The sequence below is a fragment of the Methylosinus sp. LW3 genome (assembly GCF_000527115.1).
Taxonomy (GTDB): domain Bacteria; phylum Pseudomonadota; class Alphaproteobacteria; order Rhizobiales; family Beijerinckiaceae; genus Methylosinus.
The window spans coordinates 1,370,898-1,389,830 of sequence record NZ_AZUO01000001.1; the positions used below are offsets into that span (position 1 = coordinate 1,370,898).

Consider the following 18,933-nt stretch of genomic DNA (forward strand, 5'->3'; position numbering starts at 1 on the left):
CGGCCGGCTCTTCGACTTGCGATCGGCGCAGCCGCAGCGAATTGGCGATCACGCTCACCGACGAGAGCGCCATGGCCGCGGCGGCGATCGTCGGCGACAGCAGCAGGCCGAAAGCAGGATAGAGCGCGCCCGCGGCGATGGGCACGCCGGCGGCGTTGTAGAAAAAGGCGAAGAAAAGATTCTCGCGGATGTTGCGCATCGTCGCGGCCGAAAGGCGCCGGCCGCGGACGATGCCCCGTAGATCGCCTTTCAACAAGGTGACGCCTGCGCTCTCGATCGCGACATCGGTTCCCGTCCCCATGGCGATTCCCACATCGGCGGCGGCGAGGGCCGGCGCGTCATTGACGCCGTCGCCCGCCATGGCGACGACGCGGCCGGACTCTCTCAGCCGGCTCACCACCTTGCTCTTGTCCTCCGGGAGTATCTCGGCTTCGACCTCGTCGATGCCGAGCCGCTTCGCCACCGCCCGAGCGGTCGTCCAATTGTCGCCCGTCAGCATGACGACGCGGACGCCATCCTTCCGCAGCGCCTGCAGAGCGGCGGGCGTTGTCTCCTTGACAGGATCGGCGATGCCGATCACGCCGGCGACAGCGCTATCGATGGCGACGAAAATCGCCGTGGCGCCGTCCTCTCTCAGCCGCTCGGCTTCCGCATTGGCGGCGCCGGCGTCGACGCCGATCTCGTCCAGGAAACGCCGATTGCCGATGGCGAGCAATCGGCCTTCGACCACGCCCGTCACGCCCTTGCCGACCGGTGAATTGAAATCCTTCGCCTCGGAGAGCGCGAGCCCGCGCGCCAGCGCCGATTGCACGATCGCCTGCGCCAGGGGGTGCTCGCTCGCGCGTTCGAGGCTCGCCGCCAGACGCAGGAGATCATTCTCGGCGAGCCCCGCAGTCGGGCGGATGGCGATGACCTGCGGCTTGCCCTCGGTGAGGGTGCCGGTCTTGTCGACGACCAGCGTGTCGATCTTCTCGAAGCGCTCGAGCGCCTCGGCGTTCTTGATGAGCACGCCGCTCTGCGCGCCACGTCCGACGCCGACCATGATCGACATTGGCGTCGCGAGGCCGAGCGCGCAGGGGCAGGCGATGATGAGGACGGAGACCGCGGCGACGAGGCCATAGGCCATGCGCGGCTCCGGTCCCCAGAGTGCCCAGGCGATGAAGGCGAGAATGGCGACGCCGATGACGGCCGGCACGAACCAGCCGGAGACCTGATCGGCGAGGCGCTGAATCGGCGCGCGGCTGCGTTGCGCCGCGGCGACCATCTCGACGATGCGCGCGAGCATCGTGTCGCGGCCGACCTTGTCGGCGCGCATGACGAAGCCGCCGCTCTGGTTGAGCGTGCCGCCGATGAGCCGGTCGCGGGCGCTCTTGGACACCGGCAGCGACTCGCCAGTGACCAGGGATTCGTCGATCGAGCTGCGGCCGTCGAGCAGCTCGCCGTCGACGGGCACCTTTTCCCCGGGGCGCACGCGAAGCCGATCGCCGACCACGACATCCTCGAGCGGAATATCCTCGTCCGAGCCATCGGCCGCGACGCGGCGCGCGGATTTCGGCGCGAGATCGAGCAAGGCGCGAATCGCGCCGCCGGTCTGCTCTCGCGCGCGCAGCTCCAGCACCTGGCCGAGCAGCACGAGCACGGTGATGACCGCGGCGGCCTCGAAATAGATCGGGACTGAGCCATCCGCATTGCGGAAGGCCGCGGGAAACAGCGACGGCGCGAAAGTGGCGAGCAAGCTATAGGCCCAGGCGACGCCCGTGCCCATGGCGATGAGCGTGAACATGTTGAGATTGCGCGTGACGAGAGACTGCGCCGCCCGCGCGAAGAATGGCGCGCCGGCCCACAGCACCGCCGGGGTTGCCAGAGCGAATTGAATCCAATTGGAGGTCTGCGGCGGAATGAGATGGTGAAGGCCGAAGAAATGTCCGCCCATCTCCAGAACGAGGAGCGGAACCGCGAGAGCGAGGCCGATCCAGAACCGCCGCGTCATGTCGACGAGCTCTGGGCTCGGTCCGCTCTCCGCGCTCGCGAGGACGGGCTCGAGTGTCATTCCGCAGATTGGACAATTGCCGGGCTGCGGCCGGCGGATCTGCGGATGCATCGGACATGTGTAGATCGCGCTCGGGCGAGAGCTTCGCCCAGCGCTTTCTCCGAGCGTAGTCTCCGCCGGAGCAGGCGCACGCTCCTCTTGCGAGTGGTGATGGGCGTGCTCATGGGCCATGGGAGAACCCTTCAGAGACAAGGGGGCGCGGATCGCCTCATTCGGAACGGCGGGTCGTCGATCGAAAACCAGCTATGGGAAATATAGAGGCGGAAATCGCTGCGTTCGACCACTATGTCGCCGGGGCATGGCGGCAGAGGCCGAACCGCTCGCCGACGGACCAGGCAGCCGATTCACGGGGAAGCGATCTCCCCCGTGAGGCGACATTCGAACCTCCGACACGGCGAACGCCGCCTGATGCTGGTGGCTTCCTCGATCAGCGGCGTATTGGGCCTATGGCGCCTATCGAATAGCCTTGCCGGCATGAGCGAGCTAACGTCGCTCGTGAGTGATTCGGTAGCTGTAGTATGAATCCCCTGCGACCGAGGCTTCTCCATGTCGTGGCGAGCACAAACGTCCGCCGCTGAGCTGCGGCTGCTATTTGCGTCCTTCCTTGATATTCTCGAGAAGCTCGGCGCTGTTTCATTGATTGTCGGAACAGTTCATAGCTGCACGCCAACTCCGCTGCCCTTTGTCGCCCCTGAACCCTTCGACGCCGGGGCGCTCGCGCCCGCGACACATTATCGATCGACGATCGGTTCTTACGTCAGCCAACGGCCGGTTCGACCGGGTTCCTGGAGAGAGCAAAATGCTCGGGTGACCCGATCATCGGATCACGGGCGTGACGGCGGCTCGGAGCATGCGCATTGACTTGGCTCCGACGCTTTCCGTCGACGTTGCGACGGCGTCGGCTCGGCTCGAGGCTTCGAGCTGGCGCAGCGCTGCTTTCGGCGATCACGCTCTCCGCCTGCGTCGGTTTTTCGGACGATCGCGGCATGAGCATTGTCGCGAGCGTCGCCGGTAGCCCGCTCGAAAAGGACGTGCTGGCGATCCGCACCCCGGAGGACGCCGCATCCGCTCGCGCTCGTGTCGAGCTTCTGCTCTCGCGAGCGCTCACCGCCGACTCCGCGGTGCAAATCGCCTTGCTCAGCAATCGCGGGCTCCAAGCGGCGTACAACGCCTTGGGCTCCGCGGAAGCGGCGATGGTGAAAGCGATCCTTCCGCCAAACCCGAGCTTTTCCATTTCGCGAATTGCCGGACCTCTGAAATTGGAGCTCGAGGCGATCATCGCCGCCGATATTCTCGCATTGGCGACTTTGCCGGCGCGGACGGAGATCGCCTCGGACCGGTTCCATCAGGCGCAGCTGCGCGCCGCCGAGGAAGTGCTCCGGCTCGCGAACCGAGCGCGCAAGGACTATTATCGCGCTGTCGCGGCGCGGGAGCTCGTCGACTTTCTCGCCAAGGCGAATTCGACGGCCGAATCGGCCGCGCAGCTCGCCAGAGCATTGGGCGAGACCGGCGCGATGAACAAGCTCGATCAGGCGCGCGAGCAAGTGTTCTACGCCGATCTCACTGCTCAGCTCGCGAAGGCTCGCCAGCGAGTGATCGCCGAGCGCGAGCAGCTGATCCGCTCGCTGGGACTGTGGGGCGATGATCTCGATTTCAAACTTCCCGGCTCCTTGCCGGCGCCGCTCTCTCGTCCACAAAGCATGCCCATGGTCGAGCAGGAAGCGGTAGCGCGCCGCCCCGATCTTTTCGTCGCAGGCATAGAGCTCGACGCGCTCGCAAAATCGTACGGGCTCGTCGACGCGACTCGCTTCGTTAATGTCTTCCAGTTGTCCGGCATCTACAAGGACACGCGGGAAATCGTCACCAGAGTTTCGAGCGACGGGACGATCGACACCGAGCGCGTTCGATTCAGGGTTTTTGGCCCCGGCGCCACGATTGAAATTCCGATTTTCGACTTTGGCGAGGCGCGCACGCGCGAGGCGGAGCAGAACTATCTGCAGGCGTTCAACCGCCTCGCGGCGAAAGCCGTCGACGTTCGGTCGGAAGCGCGCCTAGCGTATCAAACCTATCGCTCCGCTTGGGACGTAGCGAATCATTATCAGCGCGAGATTTTGCCGCTGCGCAAAATCATCACGGATGAGAGCCTGCGGCGTTACAATGCGATGCTGATCGACGTCTTCCCGCTGCTCGCCGAGGTGCGCCTAAGAATAATGGCGAATATCGCAGCGATCGAAGCCAAACGCGATTTCTGGCTCGCCAATGCCGATCTTCGGGCCGCGGTCATCGGCGGAGTCGAAATGCGAGTCGAAGAGGCGTCCGTATCGCGGATTGATGCAATCGGCCAGTGACGCAGAGGGGAGACAGACAATGATGTCTCGAAGGAACTTCATCGGCGCCGCAGCTGGATTTGTGGGCGTCGCTGCTCTGAGCGACCGCGCGCAGTCGGCGAGCATACCGGAAGCTCATTATGCGACGAGCGCGGCGACGCAGCCTCCGTTGTCCCCCCCGAATGGTCCCGAATACCGACCCGTCGTGACGTTGAACGGGTGGAGCTTGCCCTGGAGAATGAACGAGGGGGTCAAAGAGTTTCATCTCGTCGCGGAAGCCGTCGTGCGTGAGTTCGCGCCCGGGATGAAGGTGAATCTTTGGGGATATAACGGCCAATCGCCGGGTCCGACCATAGAGGCGGTCGAAGGCGACAAGGTCCGCATTTTCGTGACGAATAAGCTGCCGGAGCCCACCTCGATCCACTGGCATGGAATCTTGCTGCCGAATGGCATGGACGGCGTGGCCGGCGTCACGCAGCCCCATATTCCGCCGGGCAAGACCTTCGTCTACGAATTCGCGCTGAAGACGAGCGGGACATTCATGTACCACACGCATTCGGACGAAATGGTGCAGATGGCGATGGGCTTGATGGGAATGATCATCGTTCATCCACGCGATCCCGAGCAGCATAGCGTCGATCGCGACTTCGTGTTCATGCTGGCTACCTATGACGTCGATCCCGGGACCTATGTGCCCAAGGTCGTGGAGATGACGAACTTCAATATGTGGACATTCAACAACCGGGTCTTTCCCGGCATCGATCCGCTCGTCGTGCGCCTGAACGATCGGGTGCGTGTGCGGATGGGCAATCTCAGCATGACCAATCATCCGATTCACCTGCATGGACACCATTTTGTCGTCACCGGGACGGATGGGGGCTGGATTGCTCCGTCGGCTCAAAGGCCCGAAGCGACCGTCGACGTCCCTGTCGGAGCGACTCGCGCCTTCGAGCTCATCGCGAACAACCCGGGCGACTGGGCTTTGCATTGCCACAAGTCGCATCACACGATGAACGCGATGGGCCATGATTTGAGAACTTTCATCGGAGCAAAGCAGGGCCCCCGCATTGTGAAAGCCATCACCAAATTGGTTCCGGATTACATGCCCATGGGTTCATCCGGGATGGGCGAAATGGCGTCGATGCACATGCCTGGGCCGAATAATGCGCTTCCCATGATGACGGGAGCGGGCCAATTCGGACCTATCGAAATGGGCGGCATGTTCACGCTCATGAGGATCCGAGAGGGATTGGCGCGCAACGACTATAAGGATCCGGGTCCATATGAGTTCCCGCAGGGGACTGTCGCTCATGAGGTCCAGGGGCGCCCTGAAGACGCGCCTCGGCATGATGGGGTGGAGAAAACGAAGACCCCGAAGGCGAGACCTTCCGGCCATGAGCAGCATGAGCATCATTGAAAAAGAAAAACTTGTTAACGTGTGAGCGAACTTATGGGCAAGACGGTGTCGGTTCGCAGCAGCGGGCCAAAAGCGGCTGGTGATCTGCGGCCCACAACGAGGATGCGCTTCGCGCGCCTAAAATCGTGGCGGCCGTTCGGACGCGCCGGGGGAGGGGGCGGCGGGCGATCTGCACGTGGCTCCAATCCGGCTCCTGGCGCGCTTGAGCTCGACGCTAGGGGAAATCGCGGCCCGCGGCGGAATCGTCCCGGCGCGCGCCCTGTTTGGCACGCGCCTGCCTGCGCTTCTCGACGAATTGACCGATGCGCTGGTCGTATGACATCTATCATAGATAGACGCCATTCAACCGAGACGCGAGATGACCGCGAGCGCTGGCAAGCCCATCGAAGGGAAAGCGACCGCCAAGCTGTTCATGCATGGCCGCAGCCAGGCCGTGCGTCTCCCCAAGGAGTTCCGGTTCGAGGGGAAAGAGGTGCGCGTCAGCAAGGTGGGTGACAAGGTGATCTTGGAGCCCTTGAAAAAAGAGCCGTTCGACGTGGAGGCCTGGCGCGCGCGGCTCGACGCCTTGGGCGCACAGGACTTCTTGCCCGAGGGCCTGCCCGACGATCCACCGCTCGAGCCCGACGACTCGATCTCATTCGATTGATGCGGACGATGTTTTGTCTCGACACGAACATCGTCATCTTCGCCTTGAACAAGCGAAGGCCCTGGATCGCCACGAGGCTCGACAACGAGCTGAGGGCGGGAACAGCGCCCATCGTCCCCGCGATCGTGCTGTTCGAGCTCGATTATGGAATCGCCAAGAGTGACCGAGCCGAACAGGCGCGCGCCCTCCTCGATGGCTTTTTGTCCGCCAGGATCGGCAAGCCGGCGTTCGACATCGAGGATGCGCGCGAAGCGGCGGACATAAGGGCGTTCCTCGAAAGGCAGGGGACGCCGATCGGCCCCTTCGACTATCTCGTCGCGGCGCAGGCGCGGCGGCGCGGCGCGGCGCTGGTGACGCTCAATCGCCGCGAGTTCGAGCGCGTGCCAGGGCTGCTGGTGACGGATTGGGCGGCATGACGCTCGTGGAGGAGATGCCGAAAGCTGCGGGCGGCGAGCGGGGATGGGACGTGGGAGCTGCCCAAAGGATGGAGGCTTTTCTCCAAACGACCACGCTTGGCGCGCAATCGACGCGATGAAAACTGGAGGCAGGGACAGTGGCGCCTCAACCTGACACATCGACAGCTCCACAAAGGAGCTCTGGATCTACGATCTGCGCACGAACAAGCGATTCACGCTGAAAGAGCGTCCGATGGTTCGCGCCGATCTCGACGATTTCGTCGCTTGCTACAGATCCGGGCGGCGCTACGAGCGTGAGGACAGCGAGCGATTTCGTCGTTTCCCGCTCGATACGCTGCTCGCGCGCGACAAAGTCAATCTCGACATCTTCTGGCTCGAGGACGACGCGCTCGACGATCCCGATCTATTGCCGCCGCCCGATGAAGTCGCGGCCGAAATCGTGGAAAGCCTGGAGACGGCGGTCGATTCGTTTCGACGGGTGAGCCGAGCGCTGAGCCGCTGACGCGCCTCGCCAGCGTTGCTTCTATGCCGACGAGGACTCTTCCGCCTCCCTTTCGGTGACGACGGTCGATATACGGCCGCTGGCGAGTGGATCGCGGCGATCTGCTTCCGCGAGCGCCCACTGGACCCACGCCTCGATCTTATCAGGAGGCTGCGCTCCCGCAAAGGCCGCCTGTGTCGCCGCGACAAAAGCACGAATCGTGTCCGCCTCCCGCCACGCGACAGCATCGGAAAGCAATGCGTCGCTGCGCGCCTTCTGCCGCGCCGCGATACGCTCGCGCTCTCGCTGCTCCGCTTCGGCTTTGCGTCGGAGCTCCTGGCGGACTTGCTCCTCGCGTTGCTTCTGTAGCCATGCGGCATGCTCCGCGAGCCCTCTGCGGCGGCGATGCTCGCCGGCAACCGCCAAGCCGACAACGATCTCCGTTAGCATCTCTTCGAGCGGGCTACCCGGCCTGTCCTCCCAGCGAGTCGTCACCCCGGCAATGCTGCTTCCGCCAATCTCTAAATATAGCCGGTCGGCTGCTTCGGGCTCGCTGCGACCACCGCGTCGCGCGTTCTTCCCGATCGCATCCAGTTCGAAACTGACGCCGGCGTCGCCCATGTGGATGGAAAGTTCTCGCGCGTCGTCACCGCGCAACGATGGCGCGCCTCCTACTTTGGCAAAGGCGAGAAAAAGGCCATTGAGGAATTTCAGTCGCCGACGCTCGAAAGACGAGTCGAAGCGCGGTTTATTCCAGGGATAGGGGCTTTCCACGTACTTTTGCCGAAGCTCTTCGTCTTTTCGGAGAAGCTTCGCGATAGCGGGGTGTGGGTTTGAAAATCCTCGCGGCGCCGTGACTTTGCCGAGCCGCTTGCGGAAACGTTCCTCGAGAACATCGATAGCTTCGACCTCGCCCGCGTCTTCTCCGGGCTCGCCCACGACCCTCCTGCGGAGGTCCGACGTAAGCGTCCCGGAAATCTCGACGCGGGTGAACGTTCCGAGACAACGGGGCGGTAGCGGCTTGCGCTCGACCTTGTTTCCGGCCTGCAGCTTGGCCCAGTAGCCGCGCTCGGGCGTCGGGACGCCGAGCTTTCGGCAATGCTTCGCGATCGCCACGTCGGAGATTCCAATTTGCTTCGACAGGTTTTGCATGGATTCCGACCAGACCAAGTCGTAAAGCTGCTCTCGAGTGATACGGAAGGTCATAGCCAATCAACCTTTGGGCGCCGGCCCCGTCAGGGTCGCTCCAATCCGACCGCGCGAGGCCATCAGGAAGAGCGTCGGCCGTTCAACGACGATTACGCAAGGTCGCCTGGCGCGTCCAGGGATCGATGATGGCGCCGATGAGTCCTCAGTCCTGGAAGTTGGAACGGATCCCCCGTGAAAGCCGATCGCCGTCCGGACCGATTTTGGGCGACGGGCCGAGGTAGGACAAGCCGCGGCCAGTTTCCGCGGCGGCGACCGCGGGCGTCGTTCCGGCGCCGGAGCTGCATGACTCGGCAGGTGGCGAGCGATGTCACACTCGACGTGACGAGCATTACTCGGGCAACCCATGTCGCGCCACGGAAATCGGGCCGCGATGATCGAGCCACTGCGTCTCACGAGTGTAGGGCTTTGGAGATTCACGAGCCGTTCATCTGCGGAGCGCGATGCTGGCTCAGGTCGTCGCCGGGTCGAGCAAGTCCGCATGATGGAGTAGCGGGAATCGCGTGACCGTAACACGGGAGAGAATGTTCATGGACAAGAAGACTGTCGGGCTGGTCGGCGTAATTTCGGCGTTGCCACTCACCGCGGCGCCCGCGGCCGACGCGAGAACACTCGATCAAGTGATGTCACCCCGCTCCTACGCGGAGCTTCTGCAACCGATACCGAATGCCGCGGCGCTCTTGCGGGAGGCCGAGGCGCGGAAGGCCGTACAATCCGAGCCGCGCATCCAGACGGCACAATATTATGGCAATCCTTACTACGACGGTTACGGCTACACCTACTATCCGTACCGACGGTGGCGCCATCATCATCATCACCACCATCACCACCATCATCATGGCTGGGGTTGGGGCGGCTGGGGCTACTACGGCCCGCCGCGCTATCACCACCACCACCATCATCACCACCACTGGAATGATGGGCGCTGGTAAGAACACAAGCCGCGCCGTCATTCAAGACGCGGCTTTTTCTGCTTCTCTTCGGCCGAATGTGCTGCGCCATGCATGCGGCGATAGGTGCCGTCGAAAACCGTGTCGCTCGTCGATAGCCATTGCGAGTCGACGCCGAGCGTCTCGCGGCTCGCGTAGATGCGTCGCGCTTGCAATTCACGTTCGGCCGCCTCGTCGAAGCTCATCGGCTCGAGCTCGATATCACTTTCCGCCGGAATCATGGTGAACTGAGCCATCGGCGTGCTGGTCCGGAAGATATGCGTTTGTCCTTCCATCGGCGATTTGAAAACGATGAAATAGATCATCGGCCACCATTCGCGGATGATCGCCGGCACTGCGATCGGCGCGGCGCCGGCGCTGTCGGTATAAAAGCTCGGATGAGTCTCGACCTTGATCGCATAGCCGGCTTCTGGCTTGAGATCGAGCAGGAGCTGGTAGGTGTAGAAGCTGCCCCCAAAATCACGAAAAGGCGGCCAGCTGCGGCCGGGACTCGGCGGGGCGCCGAAGTCGCCGTCGAGTATCAGTCGGCCGTCCTTCTTCGAGACGTGCAGCTCGTTCTCGTAGGGGTAGAAAATTTCGACGCCATATTTGGCGTATTCGGAAAACGGCACGCAGTGCCAAGCGTGTTCATGCGAGCCATCCGTGCGCTTCTCCGGCTGCCCTGCCCAGCCGGGGATTTCCATGCGCGTGCGGCGGGGCGCGAGATCGTCGCCGTTCATCCGGAACTTGATTTTTTTCATGAGGATTTCCTTTCGTTCGGAGGCCGCTCCAGCAGCGCGCTCTGCTCGAATTGCTGCGGCGTTCTAGACGGCGGCGTCGGAAGTCTAATGATTCTGGCGGAACGCGGGCGCATCCGTGCCGTCGACGATACCCAATTACCTGGGCGTCATTACGGCGACGAAATCGTGGATCATGAGCGTCGCGACCATGCCCGGTCGCAGCAGCAGATCGGGATTGAACGCCTCTATGACGACACGATACGTCGAAGCGTGGTCGGCATCCGGGGTCGAACGTGAAACTTGCTCGACGATTCCCGAGAATGCGCGCCCTGGCAGAGAAAGCACTCTGAAAGCGACCTGACTGCCGATCCTCGGTTGCCTCAGCTCGCTCGAATGTATCGTGACGACGATCTCGACGACGCTAAGATCGGTCGCGACCTGGAATAGCCGGGCAGGCGCGTCGCGCTCCTCGATCGTAAGGCCCACTTTCACTTCGCGCGCGATCACCGTCCCGTCGACCGGCACGGCCACGGCGGTTTGCGCCAAATGCTCCGCGGCTTCGCTCACGCGATCTCGGCGCAGCGTGCGCAACGCCTCTTCCTGATCCGCCCGCGCTCGCGCGCGGGAAAGAGCGATCTCGGATTGGGCGAGCGTTTTTTTCGACAGAGCCCCGTGATCCGCCTCGGCTCGTTGGCGCTCGAGCCGCTTTTCCATCCGGGCGAGGGCCGCTCTGGCTGTTTCGAGGCGGGCGTCGGCGAGAGCGAGATCGGCTTTTGCTTGCTCGACGGCGGCGCGGTAAGGCTGCGGATCGATCTCGGCGCAAACCTGGCCTACCGTCACCTTTGTCCCGACGTTACAATAGACTGCTCGGATGGTCCCCGATAAGCGTGTGGAGATCGGCGTGGCGTTCGTCGCCTCGATGACGCCTGTGGCCGTCACGCCGTCTCGCGGCGCATTGCGCTCCCATCGGAAGTAGAGCCATCCGCCTCCCAGGAGGATCGTGAGAGCCGCCAGCGTCGCGAAAGCCGTTCGTCGAACACCCCTTGCGCCAGACGCCGAGCTTATAGCGCGATCAAAAGTGGAGGCTGCTTCGGATTTGCGCGTCTGCGGCTTTCGGAGCGATCCGCTCCTGCTGAATTCCGACGCGGCCTGCTCATAGACGTCCTCCTCCTGAGCATTATGGACTCGAACGAGCGTCTCGATCGCTTCGATGATCCGTTGCGCGTCGCGGATCAGATATTTGTCGGGCTCGTGCGAGCGCAGCCCCTCGGCGAGGCGCGCCAGCAGCCTCGCCTGATGGCGGATCTCTCGATGCGCGCGGCTCATGGCGCCGAGCCCTTGCCCGCTCGGAAGATAATGCGAGATGCGCGGATAGATGTCGCTCTCGTCGTCGCGCTCGTGCTCCAATATGACGTCAACGACCAGACGATCGGCTTCGTCTATATATTCGGATGCGTGGCGCGGTGAGGCCGCGTCCAATGCATCGGCGATCTGCCGCAGGCGATCGAGACTCTGCTCGATTTTCTCGTGATCTTCGCGCAACGCCCGCGTCGCTGTCTCCGGCAGAGGACGTCGAAGCAAGGTCGAGCCGCCGCCGAGCGCGCGCAGAGCGTTGAGGATGACGGCGATGTCGATCGCCTCTTGAATCAGCGCGCCGCCCACTGGGCCGATCCAACCGAACGCCGCCGCTCCCATCGTCGCGAAAGACAGAGTCATTCCGGCGATGATGCTCTGCAGCGCGATGAGGCGGGTCCGGCGCGCGATCGCCACCGCCTCCGAGACGCGGTCCAGCCGATCGACGAGAATGACGACATCCGCCGCCTCGGAGGACGCGCTCGCGCCGCGCGCGCCCATGGCGACGCCGACATCCGCGGCGGCCAGAGCCGGAGCGTCATTAATTCCGTCACCCACCATCAGCGTCGGATGGAGGCGTCGCTCGATCGCGACGGCGTCCACCTTGTCGGAAGGGATTCGGTCGGCGAGGACTGCATCGAGATCGAGCGCCGCGCCGATCGATTCGGCGGCGTCGGCGCGATCGCCTGTGACCATGACGATACGACCGACGCCTGTATCGCGTAGCGCCTGGATCGCGCGCGGCGTCTCGCGCCGGAGCTCGTCGGCGAGAAGGAGGACGGCGACGAGCTGTCCGTTCGACGAGACGAAGACCGTGAGCGCGGAACGCCAGGACGCGCGGCGGGCGGCGCGCGCGGCCCAATCCTCGAGGCCTTCGTCGCCCTGCACGAATTGCAGCGCGCCGACGCGCATGTCGCGCCCGTCGACCTTTCCCTCGATCCCGGTTCCGAACGTCTCGCGGACCTCGGTGGGAATGTGCAGAGAGAGGCCTCTCTCCGACGCCGCGGCGACGATGGCGGCGGCGACGACATGATGGGACGCTTGCTCGAGCGATGCGGCGAGCCGCAGGGCTTCGTTCGCGTCCCGATCCGGACCCGTTTCTATCGCGACTAGCCGCGCGCCGCCGACCGTGAGAGTGCCGGTCTTGTCGAACATCACCGTATGCGTTCGCGCGAGCGCCTCGAGCGGCCCGCCGCCTTTGATCAGGATGCCGCGTCGCGCCGCCCGCGACGCGCCTGCGACGAAGGCCGCCGGTGCCGCGAGAATCAAAGGACAGGGCGTGGCGGCGACCAGCACCGCCAATCCGCGAATAGGGTCCTGCGAAAGCGCCCAGGCGGCTCCCGCGGCCAGCAGGGCCACGGGCAAGAACAGCAGCGCATAGCGATCCGCCATTCTGATGAATGGCGCCTTTGCCGTCTGGGCGGCGGTCGCCAGCTCGACGATTCCGGCGTATGTGCTGTCGCCCGAGGCGGCGGTCCCCCGCATTTCGAATGTCTCGCCGGCGTTGACCGTTCCGCTCGCGGCCGCTTCTCCGCTGCGTCTCGCGACGGGAAGCGGCTCGCCGGTCACCGCCGACTCGTCGAGCAGCGCATTCGGTCCAACGATCAGGCCGTCCGTCGGCACGACCTCGCCGGCCCGAACCAGCAGGAGATCCCCGACCGCGACATCGTCGATCGGAATGTCCTCGATTCTATCGTCGATCCGTCGATGAGCGATGCGCGGCGCGCGATCGATCAGCGCTTTCAGATCGCGTTCGGCCCGACCGACCGCCAGATCTTCGATGACGCTGCCGCCGGCGTACATCACCGCGACGATCATCGCCGCCAAAGCTTCTCCGAGCGCCAGCGCCGCCGACATGGAGAGAAGCGCGATCACGTCGACGCCGGCGCGCCCAGCGAGCAGATCGCGCGCGATCGAGACAGCGAGGCTCGCGGCGACCGGAACCGTTCCCGCCGCCCAAATCCATTTGGCTAGATCCTGGCGGCCGAAAAAAGCTGCGCAAAGCCCCGCCGCGAGAGCGGTGGAGGCGAGCAGAATCAGCGCTCGGCGCCAGATCCGCCCTTTTGCCGTCGGACTCATCCTCGTTCCGCTCTCGACGCCCTCGGCGCGGGCGCGGAGGCGGAGACGTCCGGTCTTCGATCAATGATCGTGTCGGTGATGCGTGTCGGGCATATGAGGATGCGCGTGCAGCAGCGGCTCGTGCGCGTGCCAATGTGTGTGCGGCTGGCCGTTCTCATGATCGGAGTGGTCTCCGTGCCGATGATGCTCGTCGTGAACATGCGAATGCGAATGTTCGACGGCTTCGTGCGAATGCTCGTGCTCATGGCTTTCGGTCAGATGCAGCCAGACGCCTGCGGCCATCAGCGCCGCTCCGGCGACGAGCTGCAGGGTCAAAGGCTCGCGCAGGGCCACGACGGAGACGGCCGCGCCGAGGAAGGGCGCAGTGGAGAAATAAGCGCCGGTGCGCGCCGTGCCGAGATGGCGGAGGGCCAGAACGAACAGCGCCAGGCTGACGCCATAGCCGAGGAAGCCGACGACGCTCGCCGCGCCGACCAACGGGATGGCGGGCATGAGAGCGCCGGCGAATAGCCCAATTCCGAGATTGACCGAGCCGGCGACGATTCCCTTGATCTCGACGATTTGCAGCGGATCGGAGAGCGAGACTCTGCGTGTGAGGTTATTGTCGACGGCCCAGGCGAGACAGGCCGCCGCGATCGCGAGAGGCCCGAGCGCGCCAGAAAGGCTGGGCGCTCCCGACCAGGCGAGGCAGAGCGATCCGGCGACGATGAGGGCCATGCCGATGGCGATGCGACGATCGAATGGCTCGCGAAACACGAACCATGCGATGGCCGCAGTGAAGACGCCCTCGAGCGTGAGCAGCAATGAGGCCGTCGCGGCTTCCGCATGCGAGAGGCCGAACATCAGCAGCAATGGGCCGGCGACGCCGCCCGCCAGCGTCGCCGCTCCCATCCACGGCCAATCCGATTCAGTAAGCGTCGCCTCTTCCGCGCGGATGACGAAGCCGAGCCGATAGGGGAGACGACGAAGCAGGGCGACCCCGACGCCGGCGCCGCAATAGAGCAGGCCGGCGAGGATGCGCTGATCTATGTCCGCGAGGAGCAGCTTGGCGGCCGGCGTCGAGACCCCGAACAGAGCCGCCGAGAGCAGCGCATAGGAGATGGCTTTCGCTTTCATGTTTGGCGCATATATTCAGTGAGTTACCGCGAGCGCGACGATCCGCGCGAGAACGAGGCCTCCGGCGAGCAGAAGATAGCAGCGTAGCACGCTCATCCATATGCGGCTCGTCATCGAGAGCTTCGCCGGCGACAGCGCGTGTAGCGGCGGCATGCGCCAGCTGTCGCGAGCGAGACGGCCGATCGCGCCCCGCGCCGTGCTCCACCTCGTGCGGAGAGCGCCCGTCGCGACGGCGATGGCCACAGTTACAATCGAGCCGCCGCCGAGAATCGACAGAATGACCGTCTCGTTCGTCTGCTCAGGAAACAAGACGGAAGCGGTCAAAATGATCGACAACATCACCAGGACCGCGACGATCACGCCTGTGAACAGATTCATGCCCCAGCCATTGACCCAGGGGCCGAGGACCGCCTCGTCATTGCAGAGAAGCAGCAGAAACACGGTCGCGCTCGGCAGCAGAACGCCGGCGAGCGTCTGCACGGCGTTGGTCAGCAGGCCGAGCGGCGCGCCCGGCGTCAGCACGAGGCCCGCCGAAACGACGATGAGCGCGAAATAAACGCCGTAGAAGCCTTTCGCATCGGACGGCTTGCGATGCAGCGAATGCTTCAACGACAGCACGTCGCCGAGCGCATAGGCCGTGGACAGAGACACGGCCGCTGCGCCGATGACGCTGGCGTCGATCAGCGCCAGAGCGAATAATATGCCGGGCAGGCGCCCGGCATATCGGCCCAAGCCTTCCGCCACGGCGCCGGCGTCGGTGAAGTTTCCAGCCTCGGGACGTCCGGCGAAGACCGCCGCCGTGAAGGCCATCATCGCCGCCGCGCCGATGACGACGAGCGCTATGCCGAGCCAGAGGTCGATACGCTCATAGCGAATGAAGCGCGGCGTGATGCGCTTATCGATCACATAGCTCTGCTGGAAGAAGAGCTGCCAGGGCGCGATGGTGGTGCCGACGATCGCTATGATGAGCAGCATCACATCGCTGAGCTTGCCGTCCTTCGGCAATTGCACGAGGAACATGTCGCGCGCGACATCCGCCATTGGCGGATGAATCATCACGAAGATCGGAATGAGAACGAGACTGCCCGCGCAGAGCGCCAGAGCGAAGCGCTCGAAGCGACGGAAGTCGCCCGTGCCGACCGCCGCCATGATGACGACGGCCGACAGCGCCACGCCGAGCTCCCGCGAGACGCCGAGATAGGAGAGCGCGAGAGATATGCCGATGAATTCGGTGACGATGGTCAGCGCGTTGAGCAGAAACAGATCGATGACGCTGAAGGCGCCCCAGAATTTGCCGAAACGCTCGACGATGAGCCGGGCGTGTCCGACGCCCGTGACGGCCCCGAGGCGCAGCACCATCTCCTGATTGACATAGAGCACGGGAACGAGCAGCAGCAGCGTCCACAGCAGGCTCGTGCCATAGTTCTGGCCCGCCTGAGCATAGGTCCCGAAGGCGCCCGCGTCATTGTCGCCTACCATGACGATGAGGCCGGGACCGAGAATCGCGAGAAGCGTCTGGAGGCGGCGCTTGAAACCGATGCGCGGGCCGTGATCGGCGTGATGGATCGTGCCCAGCGCGCCGCGGATATGGCCGATATGGGCCTCGTCGAGAACGGCGCTCTCGGTGGTTTCGGTCGGGTTGAAATGCAGCGTCATGGCTCGCCTTTTCTCCGGCGGGAGGCGAGCCGTCACGAGAGTTCGCGCCCTCTAGACCGCTCGCGCTCTCGCGCCCGGGCAAATTCGGATCGGGATGGATTTCGATGCGCCCGCCGAGCCGAACTTGCGCTCGCCGGCGGGCCTGGTTGGGCCGGGGCTCATTCGATCTCTCCAGTCAGGCGGCGAGGCGCGAAGGGGGCCGCTCGCCATTGTCCTGCGTGAGGCGAGCGTCGACGTCCGCCTCGTCGGTCCATACGCACAGAAGACGTCCCGAGGCGGCGTCGAGCGTCCAGACGCAAAGCGGCGCCCGCCGCGCGCGACGGCGAAACGCGACGATCTGCGTCTCGGCGCGGAACGAAGGTGCGCTCCGAGCGAACGGATGCGCGCATGCGATTGCGGTGAACTTGTTCATCGCTCATCTCCTTTTTGGCCGTTGTGATCCACGGCCGGAGCATGAGCGGCAGGCAGGAGCCTCTAGGCCCTCGCGACGCCTCTCACGCGGTCTCCGAGACCGCGGATGGTTTCGATGTCGAGTGGCGTCGCGAGCGCAGACGAGGCTGCGGGCGCGGCGCCGAAGCGGCTACTGCCCATGTTTCTTTCTTGGGTTGTCGGAGTCGACGGCGGGGGCGAAGCCCAGCCATCCGAGGGCGATATCGGTCCCGAAGCTGTGGATGTCAAGCGCAAATCGCAGGGTAGCGCGACAGCGATTACCAATCGATGAAGCGAGAAGCCGAAGGAGCGCGCTCCGAAGCCGCTCTCTCGAGACGCTCCGGTTCGCTCGGCAGATCAGGTCACGTCGACAAGCGGAAATCGATCGGCTAAGCCGATACGGCCGAGCATTTCCGGACGGCGAAAATATTTCGAGCGGATTGGCGGGGCCGAATGACACGATCATACGTAAAAGCGAAGCTGCTCGATCTCGTTTTCACGAGCCCTGTGCTCGCATGGTTCTCGCTCGGCATTTACGGCTCGTCTCAGATGATGGGCTCGTCCGAAGGACTTCTCGTGAATGTCTCTCTCGCGGCCAATATCGCGCTTCTCTGCCTCATAATATTCGCGATCTTTCTGCGGCCTCCGTCTCTGCGGACCGCGAAAGGCGTTCTGCCGAAATTGGCCGGCGCGGCGGGCTTTCTCTTGCCGAGCTTCATAGTCGCCGTCCCGCCGGTCGATTTGTCACCTTCGACGAAGGTTGTTTCCGTCGGCCTGGTTCTCCTCGGAACGCTCGTCTCCATCGCGGCGACGATTTGGCTCGGCCGCAGTTTCAGCATTCTTCCGCAAGCTCGCGCTCTGGTGACGGAAGGACCGTATAGGCTCGTGCGTCATCCGCTCTATGCTGGAGAATTATTGGCTCTGATCGGCATCATGTTTCGATATCAGCAGCCGTGGGCGTTGTGTTTGACTCTGCTATCGATCGCCATTCAATTGCCGCGCATGAATTTCGAGGAACGGGTGCTCGAAGAAACGTTCCCATCATACAAGGAATATGCGAGCCGCACCGCGAGGCTGATCCCCGGCGTTTACTAACCGCCGCTCACGATTGGAGCGGCAAACTATCGCTGCAGCCATGCAGGTGGTTCCGACCGTCGCGTCATCCGTGAATATCCCCCGAGCCGTTCGTCGCCCCGCTTTTCGGAGCTGCGATCAAAACGCCCGCGTCGGAACGTCCGGTTTCCAACGCGCCTTTCCTTCTCGGGCCTTGCCGCAATAGCAGGCCATCAGAGGCCGAGAAGCTCATACCCAGTTGAAATCAATGCGACGTTGTATGGGATGATGTGGCGACCGAACCAGAAGCGCCGGCTCTCGTTACCCGAATGCGCGAGCCAGACCGAAGGCCGCCGAGGCGGCAAGTCCCCCCACGGCCAGTGTCTGAATTGCAGCGCGCATTCGATCGACGCCAGTGAAATGCCCTTTCGCCGCGCCGAACGCGAGCAACGCCACACCCGTGGCGAGAACGGACCTCAAAAGCGCGGTTTCCACGCTGTCTGTCGTCATGTAGGGAATGAGTGGCGTGAGCCCGCCGACAACATAGGCGAGTCCGATGGTCAGCGCGCTCGCCAGAGCACGTCGCGGATCAGGCTTCTCCAGTCCGAGCTCGAAGCGCATCATGAAATCGATCCACCGTTCTTTGTCAGCCGATATGGCGGCGACAAGCGATTTCAGTGGATCGTCGGTCAGGCCGTATCCTTGGAGAAGCTGCTCGATCTCGTGAATTTCATGGTCGCGCATGAGATCGATCTCTCGACCTTCCCGCGCCGCCTCCGAGACATAGTGCTGTGCGTCGGTCCGTGCGGCCAGAAAGCCTCCGAGACCCATTGCGATGGCGCCCGCGGCAATTTCGGCGAGACCGGCTGTCACGATCACGTCGGTGTTTGCGACCGCAGCCGAAAGGCCCGCGGCAAGAGCGAAGGGCACCGTCAAGCCGTCCGACATGCCGATCACGACATCGCGGACCATTTCCGTGGCGGTGAAGTGCTTTTCAACATGGGGCGTTATAGGCATCGTTCGAGTTCCCGAGAC

General features: G+C 63.9%; 14 protein-coding genes and 2 pseudogenes. 7 read left to right on the plus strand and 9 right to left on the minus strand.

All coding sequences use genetic code 11. The features are described 5' to 3' along the window. Positions 1 to 13: 13 nt before the first annotated feature. Positions 14 to 2,221, minus strand: a pseudogene (locus METLW3_RS25245) (copper-translocating P-type ATPase); the annotation flags it as partial. Between the two features lie 815 nt (positions 2,222 to 3,036). On the opposite strand from METLW3_RS25245, the gene METLW3_RS0106880 reads away from it, so the two are divergent. The 5 genes from METLW3_RS0106880 (at position 3,037) to METLW3_RS0106910 (ending at position 7,358) form a co-directional block, all read left to right on the plus strand. Further along, positions 3,037 to 4,398: a TolC family protein gene (locus tag METLW3_RS0106880; protein ID WP_084484878.1), complete on the plus strand. Its 1,362-nt coding sequence runs from the start codon at positions 3,037 to 3,039 to the stop codon at positions 4,396 to 4,398. 19 nt (positions 4,399 to 4,417) lie between these two features. Beyond that, complete coding sequence (locus tag METLW3_RS0106885) at positions 4,418 to 5,794, plus strand: copper oxidase (protein WP_024879232.1); 1,377 nt, start codon at positions 4,418 to 4,420, stop codon at positions 5,792 to 5,794. A gap of 358 nt (positions 5,795 to 6,152) precedes the next feature. Continuing rightward, complete coding sequence (locus METLW3_RS0106895; RefSeq protein WP_024879233.1) at positions 6,153 to 6,440, plus strand: AbrB/MazE/SpoVT family DNA-binding domain-containing protein; 288 nt, start codon at positions 6,153 to 6,155, stop codon at positions 6,438 to 6,440. Positions 6,441 to 6,448: 8 nt separating this feature from the next. Then, complete coding sequence (locus METLW3_RS0106900) at positions 6,449 to 6,856, plus strand: PIN domain-containing protein (protein ID WP_024879234.1); 408 nt, start codon at positions 6,449 to 6,451, stop codon at positions 6,854 to 6,856. Positions 6,857 to 7,088: 232 nt separating this feature from the next. Beyond that, positions 7,089 to 7,358, plus strand: coding sequence for a hypothetical protein (locus METLW3_RS0106910; RefSeq protein WP_024879235.1), 270 nt, complete (start codon positions 7,089 to 7,091; stop codon positions 7,356 to 7,358). Between the two features lie 21 nt (positions 7,359 to 7,379). Here METLW3_RS0106910 and METLW3_RS0106915 read toward each other — a convergent pair whose 3' ends face one another. After that, the gene (locus METLW3_RS0106915) at positions 7,380 to 8,543 is read right to left on the minus strand and encodes a hypothetical protein (protein WP_024879236.1); all 1,164 of its coding nucleotides are present in this window, start codon (positions 8,541 to 8,543) and stop codon (positions 7,380 to 7,382) included. Between the two features lie 530 nt (positions 8,544 to 9,073). On the opposite strand from METLW3_RS0106915, the gene METLW3_RS27435 reads away from it, so the two are divergent. Then, positions 9,074 to 9,475 carry a hypothetical protein gene (locus METLW3_RS27435; protein WP_084484879.1) on the plus strand — a complete coding sequence of 134 codons (402 nt, stop codon included), beginning with the start codon at positions 9,074 to 9,076 and terminating at the stop codon, positions 9,473 to 9,475. Positions 9,476 to 9,492: 17 nt separating this feature from the next. Here METLW3_RS27435 and METLW3_RS0106925 read toward each other — a convergent pair whose 3' ends face one another. From METLW3_RS0106925 to METLW3_RS0106945, 6 genes and pseudogenes are all read right to left on the minus strand, one after another. Then, positions 9,493 to 10,233, minus strand: coding sequence for a hypothetical protein (locus METLW3_RS0106925; RefSeq protein ID WP_024879238.1), 741 nt, complete (start codon positions 10,231 to 10,233; stop codon positions 9,493 to 9,495). Positions 10,234 to 10,368: 135 nt separating this feature from the next. Continuing rightward, positions 10,369 to 11,151, minus strand: coding sequence for an efflux RND transporter periplasmic adaptor subunit (locus tag METLW3_RS29040; protein ID WP_245267442.1), 783 nt, complete (start codon positions 11,149 to 11,151; stop codon positions 10,369 to 10,371). Between the two features lie 201 nt (positions 11,152 to 11,352). Next, positions 11,353 to 13,644: pseudogene (locus METLW3_RS25250) on the minus strand (heavy metal translocating P-type ATPase); the annotation flags it as partial. Positions 13,645 to 13,704: 60 nt separating this feature from the next. Then, complete coding sequence (locus METLW3_RS0106935) at positions 13,705 to 14,760, minus strand: DMT family transporter (protein ID WP_024879240.1); 1,056 nt, start codon at positions 14,758 to 14,760, stop codon at positions 13,705 to 13,707. A gap of 15 nt (positions 14,761 to 14,775) precedes the next feature. Further along, positions 14,776 to 16,416 (minus strand): NRAMP family divalent metal transporter, encoded by a 1,641-nt coding sequence (locus METLW3_RS0106940; protein WP_024879241.1) that lies wholly within the window; start codon positions 16,414 to 16,416, stop codon positions 14,776 to 14,778. Between the two features lie 175 nt (positions 16,417 to 16,591). Beyond that, positions 16,592 to 16,828, minus strand: coding sequence for a hypothetical protein (locus tag METLW3_RS0106945; RefSeq protein ID WP_024879242.1), 237 nt, complete (start codon positions 16,826 to 16,828; stop codon positions 16,592 to 16,594). Positions 16,829 to 17,298: 470 nt separating this feature from the next. Between METLW3_RS0106945 and METLW3_RS25255 the strand changes: the two genes are divergently transcribed. After that, a complete protein-coding gene (locus METLW3_RS25255; RefSeq protein WP_024879244.1) occupies positions 17,299 to 17,940 on the plus strand; it encodes an isoprenylcysteine carboxylmethyltransferase family protein in 642 nt (213 codons plus the stop codon). A 279-nt stretch (positions 17,941 to 18,219) separates the two neighbouring features. Here the strand turns inward: METLW3_RS25255 and METLW3_RS0106960 are convergent, their stop codons facing one another. After that, positions 18,220 to 18,915, minus strand: coding sequence for a VIT1/CCC1 transporter family protein (locus METLW3_RS0106960; protein ID WP_024879245.1), 696 nt, complete (start codon positions 18,913 to 18,915; stop codon positions 18,220 to 18,222). Positions 18,916 to 18,933 lie beyond the last annotated feature (18 nt).

What these genes read in the sequence shown, in the direction of transcription:
- METLW3_RS0106940 (WP_024879241.1), bottom strand. Translation starts at nt 16,416, where the DNA reads ATGACGCTGCATTTCAACCCGACCGAAACCACCGAGAGCGCCGTTCTC.
- METLW3_RS0106885 (WP_024879232.1), top strand. Translation starts at nt 4,418, where the DNA reads ATGATGTCTCGAAGGAACTTCATCGGCGCCGCAGCTGGATTTGTGGGC.
- METLW3_RS0106900 (WP_024879234.1), top strand. Translation starts at nt 6,449, where the DNA reads ATGTTTTGTCTCGACACGAACATCGTCATCTTCGCCTTGAACAAGCGA.
- METLW3_RS0106895 (WP_024879233.1), top strand. Translation starts at nt 6,153, where the DNA reads ATGACCGCGAGCGCTGGCAAGCCCATCGAAGGGAAAGCGACCGCCAAG.
- METLW3_RS25255 (WP_024879244.1), top strand. Translation starts at nt 17,299, where the DNA reads ATGACACGATCATACGTAAAAGCGAAGCTGCTCGATCTCGTTTTCACG.
- METLW3_RS0106935 (WP_024879240.1), bottom strand. Translation starts at nt 14,760, where the DNA reads ATGAAAGCGAAAGCCATCTCCTATGCGCTGCTCTCGGCGGCTCTGTTC.
- METLW3_RS0106960 (WP_024879245.1), bottom strand. Translation starts at nt 18,915, where the DNA reads ATGCCTATAACGCCCCATGTTGAAAAGCACTTCACCGCCACGGAAATG.
- METLW3_RS27435 (WP_084484879.1), top strand. Translation starts at nt 9,074, where the DNA reads ATGGACAAGAAGACTGTCGGGCTGGTCGGCGTAATTTCGGCGTTGCCA.
- METLW3_RS0106945 (WP_024879242.1), bottom strand. Translation starts at nt 16,828, where the DNA reads ATGAACAAGTTCACCGCAATCGCATGCGCGCATCCGTTCGCTCGGAGC.
- METLW3_RS0106925 (WP_024879238.1), bottom strand. Translation starts at nt 10,233, where the DNA reads ATGAAAAAAATCAAGTTCCGGATGAACGGCGACGATCTCGCGCCCCGC.
- METLW3_RS0106915 (WP_024879236.1), bottom strand. Translation starts at nt 8,543, where the DNA reads ATGACCTTCCGTATCACTCGAGAGCAGCTTTACGACTTGGTCTGGTCG.
- METLW3_RS0106880 (WP_084484878.1), top strand. Translation starts at nt 3,037, where the DNA reads ATGAGCATTGTCGCGAGCGTCGCCGGTAGCCCGCTCGAAAAGGACGTG.
- METLW3_RS0106910 (WP_024879235.1), top strand. Translation starts at nt 7,089, where the DNA reads ATGGTTCGCGCCGATCTCGACGATTTCGTCGCTTGCTACAGATCCGGG.